Raw genomic sequence first — 21,598 nt, 5'->3', positions numbered from 1 at the left:
TCATCACGTAGTAAAGATTCCTGCACAACCTCGCCTGGCAGTGCAATAACCAACTAAAATAGAGTGGGTTAAAAGACAGCTGGAGCAAAAGATGCAGATGAGTTTTGGAACACTGGAATTAGCAGAGCGATTGAATCGAGATAATGTTCTGTTGAAGATTGAAGGCCTAATTGAGTGGGAGGACTTACGTCCGAAACTTACGGGTTTATACAAGCGCGAGTTATCGCATGGCGGAGGCCAAGAGCCGTTTGATGGGTTGTTGATGTTCAAAGCGATCCTGCTAGGTCAGTGGCATAGTTTATCGGACGCTGCGTTGGAGCAAGCACTGTGTGTACGCATTGATTTTATGCAATTTTGCGGACTGTCCTTGTCGGATGCGATCCCGGACGAAACCACTTTGTGCCGGTTCCGTAACCGGCTAATAACCAACGACCGGCTAGATGATCTGCTGGCCACTATTAATGAACAGCTTCAATCCCACGGATTGATGATCAAGGGTGCGACAGGAGCGGTCATTGATGCCACGCTGATTGAGTCAGCGGCACGCCCTAAAAAGACCATCACACTGGAGGTGGATGCCGAAGAAGGTAAGATTGTTCAGTTTGAAGATGGCAGTCAGCCTGGAATCAACTGTATCGAAGAACAAAGCGCGGATCCGGATGCGACCTGGCTAAAGAAAGGCAAGAAGTCGCAGTTTGGCTACCGCAGTTACCTGGTAGTGGACGCACAAGACGGCTATGTGCGCGGGGTTCACACCGCCCCTGCCAACCAGAGCGAAATGATGCATTTCGAAGCCGCTATCGATGGTGCGCATATCGAGGCGAATCGGGTGTATGCCGACAAGGGATCCGCCAGCAATGCCAATCGGCAATTTCTAAGAAAGCAAAAGATCAAGAGCGCAATCATGCATCGCGCGTACAAGAATAAACCCCTCTCGTCACGCCAGAAGCTGGCGAATTGAATCGCCCCGGATTTTCCGGAGACATGTTTTCTTGAATCAAGCTGCATCAGCTGACTCTTCCTGTTGGCGATGATACGCCTTTTCAAATTCTGCCGGTGGGACATATCCGATTGCGTCCAGCAGTCTTCGATTGTTGAACCAATCCACCCATTCCAATGTGGCAAATTCTACTTCTTCGATACTACGCCAAGGACCGCGATGCCGTATGACTTCGGTCTTGTACAAACCATTGATGGTTTCGGCTAGCGCGTTGTCATAAGAATCTCCGATGCTTCCGACAGAGGCGTCAATATTTGCCTGCGCCAAACGTTCCGTATAGCGAATCGATAAATACTGGCTGCCTCGATCACTGTGATGAATCAATCCTGAGGTTCCCCGCCGTGCCCATAGCGCCTGTTCCAATGCATCCAGTATCAGTTCCGTTCGCAATGAACGACTCACTCGCCAGCCAACAATATACCGGGCAAAAACATCGGTGATAAAAGCCACATAAACAAATCCTGTCCATGTCGCTACAAATGTAATATCCGCCACCCACAGTTGATTGGGCCGGGCAGCTACAAATTGCCGGTTAACCTTGTCCGTTGGCCGGTCAAGCAAATCGTCCGAAATGGTTGTCCAACACTTTTTGCCGCGTCGAACACCTTGTATTCCAAGCTTCTTCATTAACCGCTCGACCGTACAACGAGCAACACCAATACCTTCTCGCAGCAACTGCCGCCATACTTTGCGAGCACCATAAACTCGGAAATTGTCTTTCCATACCCGCTGTATATCAAGTTCTAGTCTCATATCCCGCTTGATGCGGTCAGGCAATCGATCGGGATCTCGCTCGCGCGCTTTGTGTTCGTAGTAGCTCGACGGGGCAATCCAGATTTCATTGCAGATTGGCTCGACCCCGTATTCCGCTTTGTTGCTATCGACAAATGTCACCATCATTTCGGTCGGCGGTCGAGCTCCGCCTGCGCGAAATAGGCCGATGCCTTACGTAATATCTCGTTAGCTCGCTTTAATTCCCGATTCTCCTGTTCCAATTCCTTGAGCCGCTCACGATCCGCAGTCGACAGGCCGCCTCGAATTCCCTGATCAATCTCTGTTCGTCTTACCCAGGTGCGCAACGTCTCCGCTGTACAGCCAATCTTTGATGCGATCGACTTGATCGCCATCCATTGCGATTCATGCTCCTTTTGTTGCTCGAATACCAATCTTACCGCTCGTTCTCGTACTTCCGGTGAATAACTGATTTGGTTTTTCATCTCTTCCTCCTCTCAAACCATTTTATCTCCGGAAATACCGGGACGATTCACCTGGATCTGTCGGTTATTTGGCAATATCTATCGGTGAGGTTTCACCTCGCCATTGTCTGTGACCCAAGAAGGGCCTGATCGCTTATCTCATTACTGTCTTGTCCCGGCAATCGGTTTCGGTGAATCCCTATCAATAACATCATTCAAAAATAGGGAGCTGAAAATGGATGACAATCATCATGGCATAGTTGGAGGAGTTGATACCCACAAAGACATACATTTCGCAGCCGTAGTCGATACTTACGATCGAGTGCTTGCCAGTAATTCTTTCCCCACAACACGGCAAGGATACAAATCAATGCTGAATTGGATGCAGTCCTTTGGTGAGGTCAAGCGCATTGGTATAGAGTGCACTGGGACTTACGGTGCGGGTTTGCTAAGGTATCTGCAGCAGTTTGACGTCGAAATTTTAGAAGTTACCTCACCTGATAAAATGGATCGACGCAGACGCGGCAAGAACGATACAATCGATGCGGAAAACGCGGCCCATACTGCATTTGCTGGAATACGAACCGTCACACCTAAAACACGAAATGGCATGGTGGAGTCGTTACGAGTTCTAAAGGTATGTAGGAAGACTGCCATTGCAGCTAGACGTATCGCACTCCAAATGATCCAAATGAATATTATTTCCGCACCAGAGTCGATTCGGGAACCGCTCCGTGCACTGACTCGCATGCAATTAATCCGTACTCTTGTCACTTGGCGGCCAGATCTGGGCGGGTATCGTAATATATCAACTGCATACAAAATCGCATTGAAATCTCTTGCACGGCGATATCTGGAATTGCATGATGAGATTGCGGATCTGGATGTCATGATCTCAGCCATAGTTGATGAACTTGCTCCCGATCTGATTGCAGGTAAAGCCATTGGTTATGAGTCTGCGGCACAATTACTCATTACCGCGGGAGACAATCCGGATCGATTAAAATCCGAAGCTAGCTTTGCCGCATTATGCGGTGTAAATCCAATTCCTGCTTCCTCGGGCAAGGTCAATAGACACAGATTGAATCGCGGTGGTGACAGAGCCGCTAATAGTGCACTGCATATTATCGCTATTGGATGACTAAGGACGGACAATAAAACTAAAGAGTACGTTGATAAACGTTTGACACAAGGGCATACGAAACTTGAGGCGCTGCGGTGCCTTAAACGCTATATTGCGCGAGAAGTTTATTACATTCTGAAAAAACGCAACAATCTTATCAATAGTATCCAAATTACTGCTTGACATTTAGAAGGGCATCCGCGGATCGCAGTATTCCAGCGGGGAGTACTGAAGGCTTCTGGAGGAAATACTTGGCTTTATCGGCAGCATGAGCCGCACCGGTAATTGTTTCGATAATGCTGTGGCTGAAAGTATCGAAGGCAACCTTAAACGGGAGCGAATCCACTGGCGGCACTACCATACCCGTCATGCAGCACAGCAAGATGTGCTGCAGTATATTTCCATGCTTTATAACAGTCATCGGTTGCATTCATACCTGGGCTACAAAAGCCCGAATCAATATGAAACGGAAACAGAAATATTGAGAAAAATCGCTTAACTGGGTTGTCCGCTTTTACTTGACTAGGTCAATATATACAGGTCGATGTATCACTTTGTATGGATTCCGAAATATCGTCATAAAGCATTTATGGAGCCATATAGAAGCGAGTTAAAAGGCATTATTGGGAAGATAGGATATGACTACGATATAGTGGAGTTGCCCCCTTTGAACGGACACATTATGTTCTGTTTAAAGGAGAAGAAATATGACACAAAACTACAAACCTGCTTACCCACCTGAGTTTCGTCAGCAGATGGTGGAATTGGTAGCATTAGGCAAATGCCCCAAGCAATTATCCAAGGAATTTGGATGCCACTACACTTCGATACAAACTTGGTGTCGAGCAGCAGGTGTACCAATTAGATCAAGCCAGGCAATTGCTTTCGCTGCAACATCGAGTGTTGCTTCCTTGAGTGCCAACGAACGGCAGGAGCTGCTGGAATTGCGTAAGAAGCTCAAGCGTGTGGAGATGGAGCGTGACATATTGGCAAAGGCTACGGCCTGGTTTGCAAACAACAAGGATTAATGGGGAAGGTGTACCAATTAATCAAGGCAAACCGGGCCCAATTTCCGGCTCGTGTTCTATACGAGACACTCGGTGTATCGCACAGCGGTTACTATGACTGGGCAAAACGCACACCCAGCCGACGGGCCATTACCAACTGTCGATTGATCGAGCAGATCATGGCCATATACCGTACAAGCGATTGTACGTATGGCCGCCCCCGCATTACCGTTGAATTAGCCGATCGTGGAGTCAGGGTCAATCATAAGCGCGTAGGCAGATTGATGCGTGAAGCTGGAATTAAAGGGGTGAGTCGCAGGCGAGGCTTTGTGATCACGACTCATCGGAATAAGCGTGACCGCCCTGCACCGGATTTAGTGCAACGCCATTTCAAGGCAGCTAGCATCAATCAACTATGGGTTGCGGACATGACTTACATTCCTACCTGGGCAGGGTTCCTGTACCTGGCCGTGGTCATCGATGTATTCAGCCGTAAGGTAGTGGGCTGGTCTTTCGGTGAAACCATGACAGCAAGCCTGGTGATCAGTGCGTTGAACATGGCGTTAATCACTCGTAAACCGGGCAAAGTGATTCACCATAGCGATACAGGGCAGTCAATACACCAGTGTTGAATTCGGCAAGCGATGCAGGGAAATGGGTGTGCATCCCTCCATGGGAAGTGTGGGTGATGCTTACGACAATGCAATGGTTGAAAGCTTTTTTGCCAGCCTGGAATGTGAATTGATCGATAGGCGCTCCTGGAAAAATAAAACTGAAGCAAGGCTGGCCATATTCACCTGGATCGAGTCATGGTACAACCCAACTCGCAGGCATTCCGGACTGGGATACTTATCACCAAACAATTTTGAGAGAAAACTGAATGAGAAAAATCAAATCGCGATAAACTGCAATCCGCTTTCACAGGTCGAGACTCTCTCGACTCCATGAAAAAAATGTCCGCCAAAAGGGGACAACTCCAACTTCAGATTGTGGAATTAGAGATTCTAGTGGATCGTATTCATATGGTAGTGAGAACAGATCCGAAGATTTCGTCAGCGTATGTCATGCAGGTAATAAAAAGCATATCAGCCCGAGAATTTTTTCGTATACGCCCAGAGATAAAGAGAAAATAATTTTGGGGAGGTAAGTTATGGACACAAAGCTATTTTGTTGAAACTATAGGTAATGCTAACGAGGAGGTTATTCGTCAGTATGTACAAAATCAACTCAAAGTGATGGATGAAATGGAAGGGAGGTTTGGGCAACTACCGCTCTTCTAAAACTCGGTCGCTTGCGGCCGAGTTCTTTATTCTATTCTTTCAGGAGATTCAAATGGGTGTGGTCAATGGTATCAATAATAATGACACAATTTTGGCGGCACTAATCTCAGCGGGGTTCGGGATCTCCCACACGACTAGCTGACACTATTAACGGCTTTGGTGGGAACGATAACATCTACAGTGCTGGAGGCCCTGATACTGTTTTTGGCGGCGCGGGAGATGACACGATCAATGGCAATGGCGGCAACGATATACTTAATGGCAGAGTTGGCAGCGATACATTACTAGGCAATGCGGGTGTAGATCAACTAAACGGTGGCGGTGGCAACGATAACATTGCGTCCGATGGTGATGGCGGGGTCTATAGCGGTGATGACGGCAATGACCTGATGTTCTCAGGTTTAGGTAGTGAAACCATGGATGGCGGTACGGGTATCGACACCATTGATCACACTGTTTGGGATGGAGCCTACACCTTTAATATGCCAACTGGATTGAACAGCTTTGGTGGAGAGATTTATCTTAATTTCGAGATTGCCAAAATGGGCGATGGTAATGATACTGTCGCCGGCAATAACGAGGACAATACAATCTTTGGCGGATTAGGTAATGATATTTTGGAAGGTGGCAATGGCATAGACAAGCTATCCGGTGGTATAGGTAACGACACTATAACCTCGTGATGGCGATGGCGGCACCTACAATGGCGATGCAGGCGATGATTTCATGAAATCAGGTTTGGGGAATGAGACCATGAATGAGGGAACAGATGTGGATATCATTGACCATACAATTTGGAATGGAAACTACGTATTCAACATGGCAACCGGTACGACAAACTCCGCTGGCGAGAGCTTTAAAGGGTTTGAGAATGCAATCATGGGTAATGCAGTGATACCGTTACCGGTAATGCAGCCAACAATTCGATAAAAGGCGGCGCCGGTGCGGACGTCCTGAATAGTGCTCACGGCAACGATACGATCGATGGTCAAGACGGGATCACACTATTATCGGCGGGCTGGATAAAGATATCCTAATTGGTGGAGGAGGTGCAGATATATTTGATTTCAATTCAGTAACAGAAAGCCTCGTAGCGACACCGGATACCCTCAGCAACTTCAAATGGAGCGAAGGTGACAAAATTGATCTTTCAACCATTGACGCGGATCTGACTCTGGTCGGCAATCAAGCATTTAGCCTCGCACAGTTAACATTTAACTCCGGTGCGGAAACATTACTTGCGGATGTTATCGGCGGAGCAGATCTCCTTGTCAGCTTGACAGGAGTATAAGCTGGATTTGCGACTAGCCTGGATGTAATTTTGTAACAACATCGATGGAACCCAACCTTTGGCGTTTTGTGCGAAGCGTCAAAGATTTTATAAATCTGATTTATCCTTTTATACACGCAAATACTCGGTCTTATTACCCAACCAACGCGAGATATGCTGCTGTGCTAATTCCGGGTAATTATTCAGCATTTCATTGGCACAATCTTGTGCAGCTTCCAATAACTCACCATCTTGCTCTAAATCGGCAAAACGCAGCATAGGCACGCCGCTCTGACGTGCGCCAAGAAATTCACCCGGACCTCTCAATTGCAAATCCTGACGGGCAATTTCAAAGCCATCGGTGTGTTCAAAAATGATTCGGAGTCTTTCACGGGCAATCTTTGACAGGGGTTGCTGAAACAGTAAGATACAAATACTTGCTTCCGGTCCACGCCCTACACGACCACGTAGTTGATGTAATTGGGACAATCCCATGCGTTCTGCATTTTCAATCACCATTAATGAAGCATTCGGTACATCCACCCCTACCTCTATCACGGTTGTCGCTACCAATAATTGAATTTTTCCTTCCTTGAACAGCAGCATGATTTCAGCTTTTTCCTGCGGTGACAAGCGTCCATGTACCAGACCCACATTCAATTCCGGAAATGTTTTCCTCAGATGCTGATATGTTTCCATTGCGGTCTGCAATTGCAACGCTTCTGATTCTTCAATGAGCGGACAAACCCAATATACTTGTTTATCCTGTTGGCAAGCGAAATGTATGCGCGCAATGATCTCGTCACGACGTCGATCAGCAATTAATTTAGTGATTACAGGCGATCTGCCGGGTGGCAATTGATCAATAATCGACACATCCAGATCAGCGAAATAGCTCATCGATAACGTCCTCGGAATTGGCGTAGCGCTCATCATCAATTGATGCGGCATCAGATCGGATTGCGTGCCTTTCATGCGCAGCGCCAAACGCTGATGCACGCCAAAGCGGTGTTGTTCGTCAATAATCGCCAGGCCGAGCTGGTGAAATACTACCTGGCTCTGAAACAAGGCATGCGTACCCACAACAAGTTGCGCTACGCCCGATGCGATTTTATCCATCTCGGTTTGTTTTTGTTTTTTCCTCATTCCCCCGGATAGCCATACGATATGTACTCCCAGTGGTTCAAACCAAGCAGATAACTTCATGAAATGCTGTTCAGCAAGAATTTCAGTCGGTGCCATGATGGCCGCCTGAAAACCATTCTCAATCGCTTGCAGTGCAGCCAGTGCAGCCACAATGGTTTTCCCGCTGCCCACATCGCCTTGTAGCAGGCGTTGCATGGGGTAAGCGGCTGTCAAGTCACGGCTGATTTCCGCATATACTTTGATTTGTGCAGAAGTCAGTTCAAAACCAAGCTGCGGCAGTAACTGATCCTTCAGTGTGTTTTTTTGCTCCAGCACTGGCGCATTGAGGCTTCTCCGTTGCCGGTAATGCACGCGCATCGATAATTGCTGCGCCAGCAACTCATCGAATTTGATACGCCGCCATGCTGGATGCGTACGTGTTTGCAGGGCTTCAATCGATTCTTCTGGAGAGGGGTGATGCAAGCACATTACACTATCGTCAAAACCTTTCAACCGATATTTTCTGATGATTTTATCAGGCACTGTTTCAATCAGTGCCTGCAACGTTTGCGTATCCTGCAATCCTTGTCCGATTATTTTTGCCAAAGTCTTTTGCGTCAAACCGGCCGTGGTGGGATATATCGGCGTCAGCGAATGCGCCAGCGATTCTCCTGCGCGTACAATACGACATTTCGGATGCACCATTTCAGCACCAAAAAAACCATTACGAATTTCGCCCAATAACCGTATACGCTTACCCACTGCATAGGTTTTAATTTGACTACTGTAGAAATTCACAAAGCGCATAACCAGAATGCCGCTGTCGTCTTCAATCCGGCAAATCAATTGTCGTCTGGGACGAATAACCACTTCATTATGAATAATCACACCCTCAACCTGCACTGTGTGTCCTTGCGGCGCATCACCGATGAGGAACAAATGTGTTTCATCTTCATAACGGATTGGCAGATGCAAAATCAGATCTAGTTCATTGTAAATACCCAAGCGGGATAATTTCTCTTGCACGTCAACATTGACAGACAATGTTTTATTCCTGCAGTACCATGACCCCGTCCATTTCAACCAATGCACCGCGCGGTAAGGCTTTGACACCGATTGCCGCGCGCGCAGGATAAGGTTGTGAGAAATGACTGGCCATGATTTCGTTGACTAATGCAAAATTGTCGAGATCGGTCAGAAAAATATTTAATTTCACAATATCGTTCAAACTACCGCCCCCCGCTTTTGTCACTGCTTTCAGATTTGAGAACACCTGCTGGATCTGCGCTTCGATCCCATTCGCCATTTGCATACTGACCGGATCTAAACCGATCTGGCCCGATAGATAAACAGTATCACTGCCACTCACCCGGATTGCTTGAGAGTAGGTGCCGATAGCTTGTGGTGCGTTCAGGGTGTGGATTATATGTTTAGTCATTCTTTCTCCTTATAAATTGATTCGATATTTTTGATATAGTTGACACTATTACATAATCTTCTTTGCGCTATTAAGTTATGATGCAGCGAACTTTGGTACATTTCAACCGCACAAGAACAGCACTAAAATTCATTTAAATTTTTTATACTATGCAAAAACTGATTATCCAGGGTGGTGTACCACTCCACGGTGAAATTACCATTTCGGGGGCCAAAAATGCTGCGTTGCCTGTTTTATGCGCCGCGCTTCTAACCGAAGAGTCTTTAAAAATAAAAAATGTACCGGTGCTTCAGGATATTATCACCATGTTATCCCTGCTCAAACAGATGGGAATAAATGTCACTGCACCCAATGTTTCGGAAATAACGCTATCAGCTTCAACATTGACTCATCTTGTCGCCCCTTATGAAATGGTTAAAACCATGCGTGCAGCTATTCTGATACTGGGGCCATTGCTGGCTCGCGCAGGAGAAGCCAATATTTCCTTGCCGGGTGGATGTGCAATCGGCTTGCGGCCTGTTGATCAACATATCAAAGGACTGCAGGTAATGGGCGCCGAAATCCATATCAAACACGGTTATATTCATGCCGTAGCGAAGAAACTACATGGAGCCCGCATTGTACTTGACATCATCACTGTAACTGGAACTGAAAACCTGATGATGGCCGCAACCTTGGCGGAAGGCACAACAATACTTGAAAATGCTGCCCGCGAACCAGAAGTCGTAGATCTGGCCAATTGTCTCATCGCCATGGGTGCAAAAATTCATGGTGCAGGTACTGATATCATTACCATAGAAGGTGTGCCATCATTGCACGGTGCTGAACACACGGTTATGCCCGACCGAATAGAAACCGGAACTTTCTTGGTCGCAGCTACAGCTACCAGTGGTGAAATTCTCTTAAGAGAAACAGCCCCCCACTTACTCGATGCAGTCTTAGATAAACTTATCGAGGCAGGCGCTGATATTGATTCCAATGACAATTGGATTCGGTTAAAAATGCACACCAGACCGAAATCAATCAATGTACGCACCGCTCCCTACCCAGCCTTCCCAACTGATATGCAAGCACAGTTTATGTCATTGAATTGTGTCGCTTCTGGAACAGCCATCGTTACAGAAACGATTTTTGAAAACCGTTTAATGCATGTGCAAGAATTAATACGCATGAATGCGAATATCGAAGTTGAAGGCAATGCAGCCATTGTCCATGGCGCTCCTCAGCTCGATGGCGCTCATGTCATGGCGACAGATTTGCGCGCTTCAGCAAGTCTTGTAATTGCTGGCTTAGTGGCACAAGGAGAGACTGTAATCGATCGTATCTATCACTTGGATCGTGGTTATGAAAATATTGAAGGAAAATTATCGACATTGGGTGCGCAGATCCGACGCACCTAATAAAAAAGCCTTTGCAATTGCAAAAGCTTTTTGACTAAGAACAAAAAAACAAACTATCCTATAGTTAATTTACACTAAAGTTTCTGTTGTTTATAGCTAACAATAACTGTTGCAATTTTCTTGTTCAATCCCATAACAGGAACAACCAATATCTTTTTGCCATCCACATCCGATCTAACAGTAATTTTCTGCAAATTTAGAATTTCTCTAGGAAACAACTCCGTACCATTGGCTTCCTCCAATCGTTTGTCCGTTGAAACTAATAATTTTCCATCGTCATTTATTAACACGACACGCTCAGTATCCTTCATTTTGACAATTTCACTGAGATATTGATCTATCTGATCAATATTATTACGAATCAACTCACCACGAACCGCCCAGGACAAAATCTGGCCAAAACGTTCTTCTTCTTTAATATATTGATGATCAGCATATTCACGGGCTTGTTGTGTAATCAACACACGCTCATGCTCAAGCTTTTTGGCCATGTCAGATTCTGCTTTATTGACGGCAATGATCTTCCAAGCAAAAATAACGACGATAACTCCAACCAGAATCACTGCGTACTTACCTGGAAGCTGCATCGTCGGGACTTTCACCAGCCACTCAAACTTGGCACTTAATTGTGAAAACAAGTTATCAACTGGCGATTGTTGGCTCTGGTTTTGCTTGTTATTAGCTGTCATGGATAACTCCTTGTGTTATTGGTAGCGAGGAATGCAAATTATCCACTAATCCCGGAGGAAGTAAAAGTGGCGTGTATCAATTAACTAGTGGTTTTGCGCATGATTTGCTATTTTTACATCATAACTGCAACACCATGCTCTGCACAGAATCGTTATTACTCAAAATAACTCGCTCGTATTTTGCTCTATAATAAATGCTTCATGGCACTTTATACGGAAAACAAGGAATTTCAGCGATATAATGGATAATAATTCTGCAGCGAAAAAAGAAAACCACAAGAACACTTGGTCCGGGCGTTTCAACGAACCGGTCTCCGCCCTTGTGGAACGTTATACCGCTTCTGTTGATTTTGATCAGCGTCTCGCTGAATATGATATTCAGGGATCGTTGGCTCATGCCCAAATGCTTGCAGAGCAGGGAATTATCAGCAACGAAGATTTTACGGCCATCCGGCATGGATTATATCAAATCCGCGATGAAATACGGTTGCATCAATTCATATGGTTACAAGAACTCGAGGACGTTCATTTAAATATTGAGAAACGCTTAACCATATTAGTCGGCGATGCTGGCAAGCGATTACACACCGGCCGCTCACGTAATGATCAGGTTGCTACCGATATTCGGTTATTTTTGCGCGCTTCAATTGATGAGATCACCAATTTGATTAAAGCCATGCAACTTGCCTTGTTAAATTTGGCGGAACAGCATATTCACACGATCATGCCTGGATTTACGCATCTTCAAGTCGCTCAGCCTGTATCCTTCGGCCATCATCTGATGGCTTATTTTGAGATGCTAAAACGCGACTCTGAGCGACTGAGCGATTGCAGAAAGCGTGTGAATCAATTACCACTGGGCGCAGCCGCATTGGCTGGCACCAGCTATCCGATCAATCGCGAACGGGTGGCGCAATTATTGAGTTTTGATAGTGTTTGCCAAAATTCCTTGGATGCGGTGTCAGATCGGGATTTTGCCATTGAATTTTGTGCCTGCGCAGCGTTGATCATGACGCATCTATCCCGCATGTCGGAAGAATTCATTTTATGGATGAATCCTGCATTCGGTTTTATCCAACTCGCTGATCGGTTTTGTACCGGCTCTTCGATCATGCCACAGAAAAAGAATCCAGATGTGCCGGAACTGGTGCGCGGCAAAACCGGGCGCGTCAACGGTCACTTAATAGCGCTGCTGACATTGATGAAAGCGCAGCCACTGGCTTATAACAAGGATAACCAGGAAGACAAAGAACCACTCTTTGATACTGTCGATACTTTAACAGATACGCTGCGGATTTACGCCGATATGCTCACCGGCGTGCAAGTGAATCAGCTAGTGATGCGCCAGTCGGCTTTGCACGGTTATGCCACGGCTACCGATCTGGCCGATTATTTGGCTAAAAAAGGCATTCCTTTTCGCGATGCACACGAAATTGTAGCGAAAACAGTGCAGTTTGCGGAACAGAAAGATTGTGATCTTAGTGATCTTGCGCTTGATGAGTTGCAAAAATTTTCTTCACAAATCGAATCCGATATTTTCGCTGTCCTAACCCTCGAAGGTTCGATGCAAAGCAGAAAACACACTGGTGGCACAGCACCTGAACAGGTACAAACAGCCATTCAAAAAGCCAAAGAGTGGTTAACTGCAGAAAATTTAAAACATGCAAGCATGGCATGAAATCAGCGGACAAATTTCTGCTGCCACTGATAGTTTCTTCGAAGTTAAAGAGGCCCATTCCATTGGCGGCGGTTGTATCAACCAGGCTTATTGTATTGCAGACGGAAAACAACGCTATTTTGTCAAATTAAATACCTCTGGAAATTTAGCCATGTTTGAGGCCGAAACTGCTGGTCTCATGGAAATTCACCAATCACGCACTGTGCGTGTTCCAATACCCATTTGTTCCGGGCAAGACGCTCATGCAACATGGCTCATTCTGGAGTATCTCGATATCAATAATGGCAAATGCGGCAAAGCATCCGATCTGGGTCAACAACTTGCTGCTATGCATCGTACGACTTGTAATCAATTTGGTTGGATTCGCGACAATACCATTGGAAAAAATCCGCAAATTAATACCATCTCTTCTAATTGGGTCGAATTCTGGCGCATGCATCGTTTAGGCAGTCAACTCGAGCTGGCTAAAAACAATGGGTTTAATGGAAAGTTGCAAGAGTTGGGAGAGCAATTACTGGTGAATCTGGAGAAGCTTCTTCCAGACACTCCGCCATTACCTTCATTATTACATGGTGACCTCTGGGGCGGTAATTATGCTTATGATAAGACAGGAGAACCGGTGTTATTTGATCCCGCAGTATATTACGGCGATCGAGAGACTGATATTGCCATGACTGAACTTTTCGGTGGATTTTCAGCTGATTTTTATTCTGCTTACCGCTGTGACTATCCCCTGGATTCCGGTTATAATATTAGAAAAGTAGTTTATAACCTGTACCATGTTCTTAATCATTTAAATTTTTTTGGCGGCGGTTATTACTATCAAGCCCAACAAATGATGAGTAACTTGCTTGCAGAAATTCGCTGATAAATTCAGAATCAAATTGTCCATTCAAACGACATAAAAACACCATCTTATTGTTCCAATGAATTATTCAAATTGCGATAACCACTCATGACTAAGTATGTCTTTGTGACAGGCGGTGTTGTTTCTTCGCTGGGTAAAGGAATTGCAGCTGCATCTCTTGCCGCACTGCTTGAGTCGCGTGGACTTAAAGTGACTATGCTTAAGCTGGATCCTTATATTAATGTGGACCCGGGTACCATGAGTCCGTTTCAGCATGGCGAAGTATTTGTAACTGAGGATGGCGCCGAAACAGATCTTGATCTGGGGCATTATGAGCGTTTCATCACTACCCGTATGACTCGACATAATAACTTTACTACCGGTCAAATCTACGAAAGTGTTATTCGCAAGGAACGACGTGGTGATTATCTTGGAGGTACTGTTCAGGTTATTCCCCATATTACCGATGAAATTAAGCGCTATATTCAAGCTGGCGTAGGCGATGCGCAAATTGCGATTATTGAAATTGGCGGTACGGTCGGCGATATTGAATCGCTTCCGTTTCTGGAAGCTATCAGGCAAATGGCAGTACAAAATTCGCGCATGGACACCTGTTTCATCCATCTCACCTTATTGCCTTATATCGGTTCGGCCGGTGAACTGAAAACCAAGCCAACTCAACATTCGGTCAAGGAATTACGTGAAATTGGGATTCAACCGGATGTTTTGCTATGCCGTTCAGACCGTGAACTGCCCGAAGATGAGCGCCGGAAAATAGCACTTTTTACCAACGTTCGGGAAGAAGCCGTTATATCCGCCATCGATGTGGATAGCATCTATAAAATTCCAGGGTTACTGCATGCACAGATGTTGGATGAAATTATCTGTCATAAATTGAACATTCTGGCAAAACCTGCTGATTTGGGTGTCTGGAACAAACTAGTATATGCGCTCGAGCACCCCAAACATACGGTTACTATCGCCATTGTGGGTAAGTACGTTGATTTAACCGAGTCTTATAAATCATTGTCAGAGGCTTTAATTCATGCCGGCATCCATACTCACAGCCGGATTAACATCAATTACATTGATTCTGAAAATATTGAAACAGAAGGTACCAGTGGGTTGATTGAAATGGATGCAATCCTGGTTCCCGGCGGATTTGGCAAACGTGGTGTCGAAGGTAAAATAATGGCCATCAACTTTGCCCGAATCAATCGCATACCGTACCTCGGCATTTGTTTAGGTATGCAACTGGCTGTAGTTGAATACGCACGTAACAAAACCGGCATGAAAGGTGCCCACAGTACTGAATTCAATCCCGATACACCGTTCCCGGTTATCGGATTGATTACCGAATGGCGGACTCGGGATGGCCAAATTGAAATACGCGATGAAAATTCCGATATTGGTGGGAGTATGCGGTTGGGTGGACAGGAATGTATTTTGAAGAAAGATACTCTTGCCTGGAAGACCTATGGTAAAGATACCATTATCGAGCGTCATCGCCATCGGTATGAAGTTAATAATCTCTATATTCCTAGATTAGAAAAAGCAGGGCTTTGCATCAGCGGCTTTTCCAAGGAAGAGAATCTATGTGAAATGATAGAGCTTTCTGATGCTGAGCATCCTTGGTTCTTGGGGTGTCAATTTCATCCGGAATTTACTTCCACACCACGGTTAGGGCATGCATTATTCAAATCCTATGTTCAAGCAGCAATAAATTTTGCCAGCAAACATCAACTCTCCGGAGATGAAAAAATTCATGCATTACGTAACAACTGACGGAGCATAAAAAACTTAGAGCCAAGAAACAAAAAAGGATAATCGGTATTATCGATACATCATTGTGGTTGTAGTACTCACAAAATCGCCATCAATTAATTAATAACAGTAAACGTAAATAACAGGAAAAATGTAGCATGAGTGCAATTGTAGAGGTCATCGCCCGTGAGATTCTGGATTCTCGCGGTAATCCAACTATTGAAGCAGATGTAACGCTGGAATCGGGAGTTTTTGGCCGTGCCTCAGTTCCCTCTGGTGCATCTGTTGGAACCAAAGAAGCAATGGAGCTGCGTGATGGTGATGCACAACGCTATTCAGGAAAAGGTGTTCTTAAGGCGGTGAAAAATGTTAACACCGAAATCTCTGAAGCGTTATTGGGTTTAGATGCTACTGATCAAAGTTTCATTGATCAAACTGTAATTGATTTAGACGGATCCGAAAACAAATCCAGACTTGGTGCCAACGCAATTCTGGCAGTATCGCTGGCGGTTGCCAAAGCAGCCGCCGAGGAATCAGGTTTGCCGCTATATCGTTATCTGGGTGGTGCTGCGTCAATGTCAATGCCCGTTCCGTTGATGAACTTAATTAATGGCGGCGCACATGCCAATAATAATATCGATATGCAAGAATTTATGATTGTGCCGTTGGGAATCTCAAATTTTCATGATGCCATTCGTTGCGGTGCCGAAGTTTTTGGTACGCTCAAGAAGCTTATTAATAACAAAAATATGCCTACTACAGTGGGCGATGAAGGCGGGTTTGCACCTAACTTGGAAAACAATGAAGCAGCTTTGCAATTAATCGTAGAAGCTATTGATCAAGCAGGCTATCAACCTGGAAAAGATATTGCGATTGGTATTGATTGCGCTAGCTCTGAATTTTTTCATGATGGTAAATACCATTTATCTTCTGATAACTTGCATCTGACATCAGCTCAATTCGTCGATTATTTATTATCGTGGGTGGATAAATATCCCATTATCAGTATCGAAGACGGTATGAGCGAGCATGATTGGGATGGGTGGAAATTATTAACTCAAAAATTGGGTGATTCAATTCAATTGGTCGGCGATGATATCTTTGTCACCAATGCAAGAATTTTACGGGAAGGGATCAAGCAAGGCATTGCTAATTCTATCTTAATCAAGGTAAATCAGATTGGCACATTAACAGAAACATTCGCAGCCATTGAGATGGCTAAATGTGCTGGTTACACCGCAGTCATCTCACATCGTTCAGGAGAAACCGAGGACACCACCATCGCCGACATCGCAGTAGCGGCCAATGCATTGCAAATCAAAACTGGCTCACTATCTAGATCCGACCGTCTTGCTAAATACAATCAATTATTACGAATTGAAGAAAATTTAGGAGATACAGTAAAATATGCCGGCCGGAGCGCGTTTTATCAACTTAAATAATGAAGCCCTTGAGTTTCATACTGTTGATGTTAGTCTTCGCAATGCAATATTCATTGTGGGTTGGTAAAGCCAGCTGGTTAAGAGTTCTACAGGTAGATCAAGAAGTTGTTGCGGCACGTAAAAATAATTTACAGTTGCAAGCGCGCAATAACAAGTTAGAAGCCGAAGTCAATGATTTAAAACAGGGACTTGAAGCAATTGAAGAACGCGCTCGAAGCGATTTGGGCATGATCAAGGAAGGGGAAGTACTTTTTCAGATTGTCAGAAGCGCACAACCTCAAACTTCCCAACCAGATATCGCGCCATAAATCTGCCCGAATTCTTGAGCGATTTGAGCTCTCAATAATTAAATGATCGTTATTCAGATGCTTATCAATTATCCAATCTAGCTTCAGCTTAAATAAATTTTGCTTGAAAAAGGGCAAATAATTGACATATTACTTCTGTCAAACTAAATCTCATTGTGGAGCAAAAAATGAAAAGAATTTTTCTTTTTTTAATGACTAACCTGGCTATCATTGTTGTTCTTAGCATTACCTTACGACTGTTGGGATTCGAAAGAATTTTGGATGAACAGGGTACTGGGCTGGATATTAATTCAGTATTATTGTTTGCAGCTGTATTCGGATTTGGCGGCTCCTTCATGTCGCTAGCGATGTCAAAATGGACAGCTAAACGTTTTACTGGTGCGCAAGTCATTGAAATGCCGAGAAACGCCCAAGAGCACTGGCTAGTATCCACCGTGCAGCGGCAGGCACAGATTGTGGGTATTGGTATGCCAGAGGTAGCCATTTATGAGGCTCCGGATGTCAATGCTTTTGCCACGGGAATGTCAAAAGATGCCGCACTGGTTGCTGTGAGTACTGGATTATTAAATACTATGAGTCAGGATGAAGCGGAAGCGGTACTGGCCCACGAGGTCAGTCATATCGCAAATGGTGATATGGTCACATTGGCGCTAATACAAGGTGTCGTCAACACATTTGTAATCTTTCTATCACGCGTCATTGGACATACGATAGATCGTGTCGTATTCAAAACTCAAGAAGGCCACGGACCTGCTTTCTGGGTTACCGCCATTATCGCTGAAATTGTTCTGGGTGTTCTGGCTAGTATCATTGTCATGTGGTTTAGCCGTCAACGCGAGTTTCGTGCCGATGCAGGTGGGGCAAGTCTGGCAGGTAAAGGAAAAATGATTGCTGCACTTCGACGATTACAACTAGCGCAGGGGCAGGCCCACTTACCTGATCAGTTAGCTGCTTTTGGTATTTCCGGAAGCAATAATGGATTAACGAGGCTATTTATGTCGCATCCCCCGTTGGAAGAAAGAATCGCGGCACTTGAAGCGCAACAACATGCTGGATTTTGACATTTGATGATAAGAAACGCCATGCGAATCGCATGGCGTTTTATTTTTATACAACTTATTATTTATTATGCTGGGCTTCCGCGGTTATTATTTAAGTATGACACAATCGATATCACACAAAAAATATTCGCAATTCTCAAATACAGTTAAAAAGAAGCATTTCCTTTCCTGCATTAATAATATCTCTTATGAAATTAGTTGCACTGCAAAATAAAAATTAATAAGAAGTTTCTCTCGAAAAATCTTCCCAGATATAAGGTGGATTTACTGAAGGCTTTAATGGCATCCAGAAGGTTGCCACATCCAATGCTCCAACAAGTGTTCGACCTACCGTATGCATGAGCCCCATTGCCAATCCAACGGTAATACCATATATCGGACCATCTTTTTGTCCCGTTAGCACAACATTCTTTGGCAGCTCTACCCACCCAGTAGCCACGTTTGCTATTCCGCTTACAAATCTTTCACCCGAGGCGCTGAAGTTACTACCGGAAGCAATTGCCTGAGACGAGAAAACAAAAGAAATCGCAAGCACCAAAGATAATTTCACAATACTTCCCATCAAACAATCTCCTTTATACAGTTTTTAGAATTTATTAAATTTTTGCCTTGAATGAGAACAAGCAAAAATCCCCTAGCAGTTTACCCTTTCGGAATTAATCATACAAATCAAGCTTAAATATATTGTGATTGATCCCTTTTTATATAACTAACGTTAAATCTCACAGAATAAATTCTTTTATCTTGCAACAGGCTCTCGATTTTGATTAATCGAAGAATTTGGGATTAAATGCTCGTGCATTGCCAAATTTTCTTCAATCTCCTCCAGTGTGCGCCAAGCCGGTCGCAGTTTCTGGTCTGCGGTTAATTGCAATTGATCGCCCATTTCGAAAATGCTGTCCTGAGTGGCGTTTCCATAAGCTGTTAGTACTTGGGCGCGAACAGGTTGTGAGAATTCAACTATCGCAATATAACTATCGCCAGAAGAGGATTTAAATTTACCATCTTCATCCTTCTCATAAACAATTTCACGAAAAACACCTAGTTCCGTGCTAGAACCATTACCGGGCAAATCAACCCCATTACGACGGAGGCGGGCAATATCCCCCCACGGCATGTCGAGCTCATTCGCACTGGCTCGTAGTTCATCCACGGCATCGCGCAAAGCCGATACGGCCAATGACTTGTCAGCCAGGCCGCGAGGCGATATAAGTGGTTCTGACGGAGTAAATGGTTGTGCGTAAAAAAGATCGCCAAGCAATTGCTCAGGGAGGAACACATAATTCGCGTCAGCTTCGATAGTTTTGGTAATGGTTCGTTCAGCCCATTTTTCGAACCAAACGCTAAAAAGCAATGCGCCACGGCTTTCCGCCAGATACTGCCGATCCCAATGATTGAGCACATCGGCGGCCTGTTGTAATGACGACTCACCACTCGTATGTGCAGATGCCATCAGATCATCGAGCAATTGATCGGCTACCAGTGCGCGCGTAGAATGCTTGGCAGTAATCAATTCTGCATAACTCATGCGCTGATGTGCATTCAGCATCTGTAATCCCCGCAGTTCACGGTTATTGGTTACATCCGCTGCAAGGTTGGAGGGATAGTTATTTTTGTCGAGAAAAGGCATAGTCATGTACCAGGGTGCACCATTGCTATTTTGTACCCAGCCTGATGCGGGATTGATTGATTTCGGCAGATTGTGGTAGCTGTGTGTTTCCGTCCAGATCAGACGTGAATCATCCCCGGTTACGGGTTTGCGCCAGAAAGCTGTATCCCCAAAGTTTCGAACCGGAATAATACCATTGAAGGACAGCATTATATGTTTGTCTACATCCGCATAAATCACATTGAACAGAGGTAAATGGCCGCCTTGTAAAATTTTTTGAAATGCATCTAAATTAGCAGCATTCCCCATTTCCCACCATTGTCGGTTCATATTGGCCAGTAGCGGTGTTTCCAGTAATGCCAAGCGTACCGCTAAGATTTGTCCTGCATGTTCAATTATCGGTCCTTGTCGAGCTCTTCGAATTAAGAAGGCTTCGCTTGCTACATTATCATCCGACTGACGAATCTGAATAGTTTCAGTAGTAACAGAAAAGCTTTGCTTTACTCCATCTAGCCAATAGCCATCATCAAGCACATCACCGGTTAATTTCATATGATAAAGATCACATCCATCCATGGGGTTGACAGTGTGCGTCCAGCCCAGATAATCGTTAAATGCAATTTGCAATACCGGAGAACCCACTAAAGCCGCACCATAAAGATTCACCTGTGGCAACACGATATGAGCTTCATAGAATGTTTCCAATCCTCCCCAATCGAGATGTGGATTAACCAATAGCATGGTATTTCCACTGCCCGAATAATTAGCACCCAGTGCCCAACCATTTGAAGCAGCCGGTTGATCAGAAAAATCAAAGCCAGGCAACACTGCGCCACATTCCGATATGCCGGCAATAAAGACGGTCATTACTCGCGTGGTATGGGCAATCACATCTTGTGGAGTCACCGGCAGTATGGCTTTTACGGTATCGGAAATTAACTCAGGGTGCTGTCGTGCGAAATCATTGATGCCGGTAGAGAATGCTATCAGGTTTCTCTTAAAATCAGTATCTTGCTGCTCATGCCATTGTTCGGCTAAACTCGGAATGCCGAGTAATCGGGTGGAGCGGTCAGCAGCCAGGTAATTCTCGCCAAAAAATTCAGCGCCCCGTCCGCGTGCAATAGCATAAAGTTTAAGCAGTAAATCAGCATGACTTCTCATTTGTGCCCAGCCAAAAGCATAAAAGGCATCGTTATCTTGTCGGGCAACAATATGCGGAATACCCCAGGTATCCCACAAAATCTCCGCACCATCATGAATCTTTGCAGGTGGCTGAGCAGGTTGACAGGCACCGAGAAGTAGAGCGGTCAGTAGCATGATGTACCGTAATAAGTACAACCGAAATCGGTTTTTCATGTTGG

At 45.0% G+C, this 21,598-nt stretch carries 18 protein-coding genes, 5 pseudogenes and 1 other annotated feature; of the genes and pseudogenes, 17 read left to right on the top strand and 6 right to left on the bottom strand.

What is annotated here, in order from left to right:
* The first annotated feature begins 91 nt into the window (after positions 1–91).
* Positions 92–961, top strand: coding sequence for an IS5 family transposase (locus ATY38_RS14625; protein ID WP_062559933.1), 870 nt, complete (start codon positions 92–94; stop codon positions 959–961).
* A 36-nt stretch (positions 962–997) separates the two neighbouring features.
* Here the strand turns inward: ATY38_RS14625 and ATY38_RS14620 are convergent.
* Positions 998–2,217, bottom strand: a protein-coding gene (locus ATY38_RS14620; protein WP_144429466.1) for an IS3 family transposase whose coding sequence is annotated in 2 segments (ribosomal slippage) — positions 998–1,926 and positions 1,926–2,217 — 1,221 coding nt in all. Because the reading frame shifts where the segments join, the coding sequence is not laid out codon by codon here.
* Positions 1,823–1,939, bottom strand: a sequence feature (AL1L pseudoknot). (Overlaps the previous gene by 117 nt.)
* Positions 2,218–2,431: 214 nt before the next feature.
* Between ATY38_RS14620 and ATY38_RS14610 the strand changes: the two are divergent.
* From ATY38_RS14610 to ATY38_RS17125, 9 genes and pseudogenes are all read left to right on the top strand, one after another.
* A pseudogene (locus ATY38_RS14610) lies at positions 2,432–3,502 on the top strand (IS110 family RNA-guided transposase).
* Between the two features lie 16 nt (positions 3,503–3,518).
* Positions 3,519–3,818: pseudogene (locus tag ATY38_RS14605) on the top strand (IS3 family transposase); the annotation flags it as partial.
* A gap of 45 nt (positions 3,819–3,863) precedes the next feature.
* Positions 3,864–4,061, top strand: a complete 198-nt coding sequence (locus ATY38_RS16965) for a transposase (protein ID WP_335337902.1) — start codon at positions 3,864–3,866, stop codon at positions 4,059–4,061.
* Positions 4,027–5,274, top strand: a pseudogene (locus ATY38_RS14595) (IS3 family transposase). Before ATY38_RS16965 ends, ATY38_RS14595 begins: the two are co-directional and overlap by 35 nt.
* A pseudogene (tnpA, locus tag ATY38_RS16730) lies at positions 5,271–5,606 on the top strand (IS200/IS605 family transposase). Before ATY38_RS14595 ends, tnpA begins: the two co-directional pseudogenes overlap by 4 nt.
* A gap of 143 nt (positions 5,607–5,749) precedes the next feature.
* Positions 5,750–5,944 (top strand): annotated as a pseudogene (locus ATY38_RS17135) (calcium-binding protein); the annotation flags it as partial.
* A 51-nt stretch (positions 5,945–5,995) separates the two neighbouring features.
* On the top strand, positions 5,996–6,289 hold the full coding sequence (locus tag ATY38_RS15960) for a calcium-binding protein (RefSeq protein WP_062559931.1): 294 nt from the start codon (positions 5,996–5,998) through the stop codon (positions 6,287–6,289).
* A 243-nt stretch (positions 6,290–6,532) separates the two neighbouring features.
* Positions 6,533–6,643, top strand: coding sequence for a hypothetical protein (locus ATY38_RS17130; RefSeq protein ID WP_158441788.1), 111 nt, complete (start codon positions 6,533–6,535; stop codon positions 6,641–6,643).
* Positions 6,613–6,897 carry a M10 family metallopeptidase C-terminal domain-containing protein gene (locus tag ATY38_RS17125; RefSeq protein WP_143023454.1) on the top strand — a complete coding sequence of 95 codons (285 nt, stop codon included), beginning with the start codon at positions 6,613–6,615 and terminating at the stop codon, positions 6,895–6,897. The genes ATY38_RS17130 and ATY38_RS17125 overlap by 31 nt, the downstream gene beginning before the upstream one ends.
* Before the next feature lie 108 nt (positions 6,898–7,005).
* On the opposite strand, the gene recG is transcribed toward ATY38_RS17125, so the two are convergent.
* Positions 7,006–9,045, bottom strand: a complete 2,040-nt coding sequence (gene recG, locus ATY38_RS14575; protein ID WP_062559929.1) for an ATP-dependent DNA helicase RecG — start codon at positions 9,043–9,045, stop codon at positions 7,006–7,008.
* Positions 9,046–9,049: 4 nt separating this feature from the next.
* Positions 9,050–9,439: a RidA family protein gene (locus ATY38_RS14570; RefSeq protein WP_062559928.1), complete on the bottom strand. Its 390-nt coding sequence runs from the start codon at positions 9,437–9,439 to the stop codon at positions 9,050–9,052.
* A gap of 149 nt (positions 9,440–9,588) precedes the next feature.
* On the opposite strand from ATY38_RS14570, the gene murA reads away from it, so the two are divergent.
* Positions 9,589–10,839 carry a UDP-N-acetylglucosamine 1-carboxyvinyltransferase gene (murA, locus tag ATY38_RS14565; protein WP_062559927.1) on the top strand — a complete coding sequence of 417 codons (1,251 nt, stop codon included), beginning with the start codon at positions 9,589–9,591 and terminating at the stop codon, positions 10,837–10,839.
* A gap of 74 nt (positions 10,840–10,913) precedes the next feature.
* On the opposite strand, the gene ATY38_RS14560 is transcribed toward murA, so the two are convergent.
* On the bottom strand, positions 10,914–11,528 hold the full coding sequence (locus ATY38_RS14560) for a hypothetical protein (protein WP_062559926.1): 615 nt from the start codon (positions 11,526–11,528) through the stop codon (positions 10,914–10,916).
* A gap of 241 nt (positions 11,529–11,769) precedes the next feature.
* Here ATY38_RS14560 and argH point away from each other — a divergent pair, with 241 nt between their 5' ends.
* From argH to htpX, 6 genes are all read left to right on the top strand, one after another.
* Positions 11,770–13,206 carry an argininosuccinate lyase gene (argH, locus tag ATY38_RS14555; protein ID WP_062559925.1) on the top strand — a complete coding sequence of 479 codons (1,437 nt, stop codon included), beginning with the start codon at positions 11,770–11,772 and terminating at the stop codon, positions 13,204–13,206.
* Positions 13,190–14,074: a fructosamine kinase family protein gene (locus ATY38_RS14550; protein ID WP_062559924.1), complete on the top strand. Its 885-nt coding sequence runs from the start codon at positions 13,190–13,192 to the stop codon at positions 14,072–14,074. The genes argH and ATY38_RS14550 overlap by 17 nt, the downstream gene beginning before the upstream one ends.
* Positions 14,075–14,161: 87 nt before the next feature.
* Positions 14,162–15,838 carry a CTP synthase gene (locus ATY38_RS14545; protein ID WP_062559923.1) on the top strand — a complete coding sequence of 559 codons (1,677 nt, stop codon included), beginning with the start codon at positions 14,162–14,164 and terminating at the stop codon, positions 15,836–15,838.
* Between the two features lie 137 nt (positions 15,839–15,975).
* Positions 15,976–17,259, top strand: coding sequence for a phosphopyruvate hydratase (gene eno, locus ATY38_RS14540; protein ID WP_062559922.1), 1,284 nt, complete (start codon positions 15,976–15,978; stop codon positions 17,257–17,259).
* Positions 17,259–17,567 (top strand): cell division protein FtsB, encoded by a 309-nt coding sequence (gene ftsB, locus ATY38_RS14535; RefSeq protein ID WP_062559921.1) that lies wholly within the window; start codon positions 17,259–17,261, stop codon positions 17,565–17,567. Before eno ends, ftsB begins: the two co-directional genes overlap by 1 nt.
* Positions 17,568–17,734: 167 nt before the next feature.
* Positions 17,735–18,628, top strand: coding sequence for a protease HtpX (gene htpX / locus ATY38_RS14530; RefSeq protein WP_062559920.1), 894 nt, complete (start codon positions 17,735–17,737; stop codon positions 18,626–18,628).
* Between the two features lie 217 nt (positions 18,629–18,845).
* On the opposite strand, the gene ATY38_RS14525 is transcribed toward htpX, so the two are convergent.
* Positions 18,846–19,190 (bottom strand): exosortase system-associated protein, TIGR04073 family, encoded by a 345-nt coding sequence (locus ATY38_RS14525; RefSeq protein WP_013647734.1) that lies wholly within the window; start codon positions 19,188–19,190, stop codon positions 18,846–18,848.
* 177 nt (positions 19,191–19,367) lie between these two features.
* On the bottom strand, positions 19,368–21,593 hold the full coding sequence (locus ATY38_RS14520) for a penicillin acylase family protein (protein WP_062559919.1): 2,226 nt from the start codon (positions 21,591–21,593) through the stop codon (positions 19,368–19,370).
* Positions 21,594–21,598: the final 5 nt, after the last annotated feature.

Origin of the sequence: Nitrosomonas ureae (assembly GCF_001455205.1) — a bacterium.
Classification (GTDB): Bacteria; Pseudomonadota; Gammaproteobacteria; order Burkholderiales; family Nitrosomonadaceae; genus Nitrosomonas; species Nitrosomonas ureae.
Note: the sequence above shows the minus strand (reverse complement) of the source record. Positions and strands in the feature narration are given on the sequence as shown.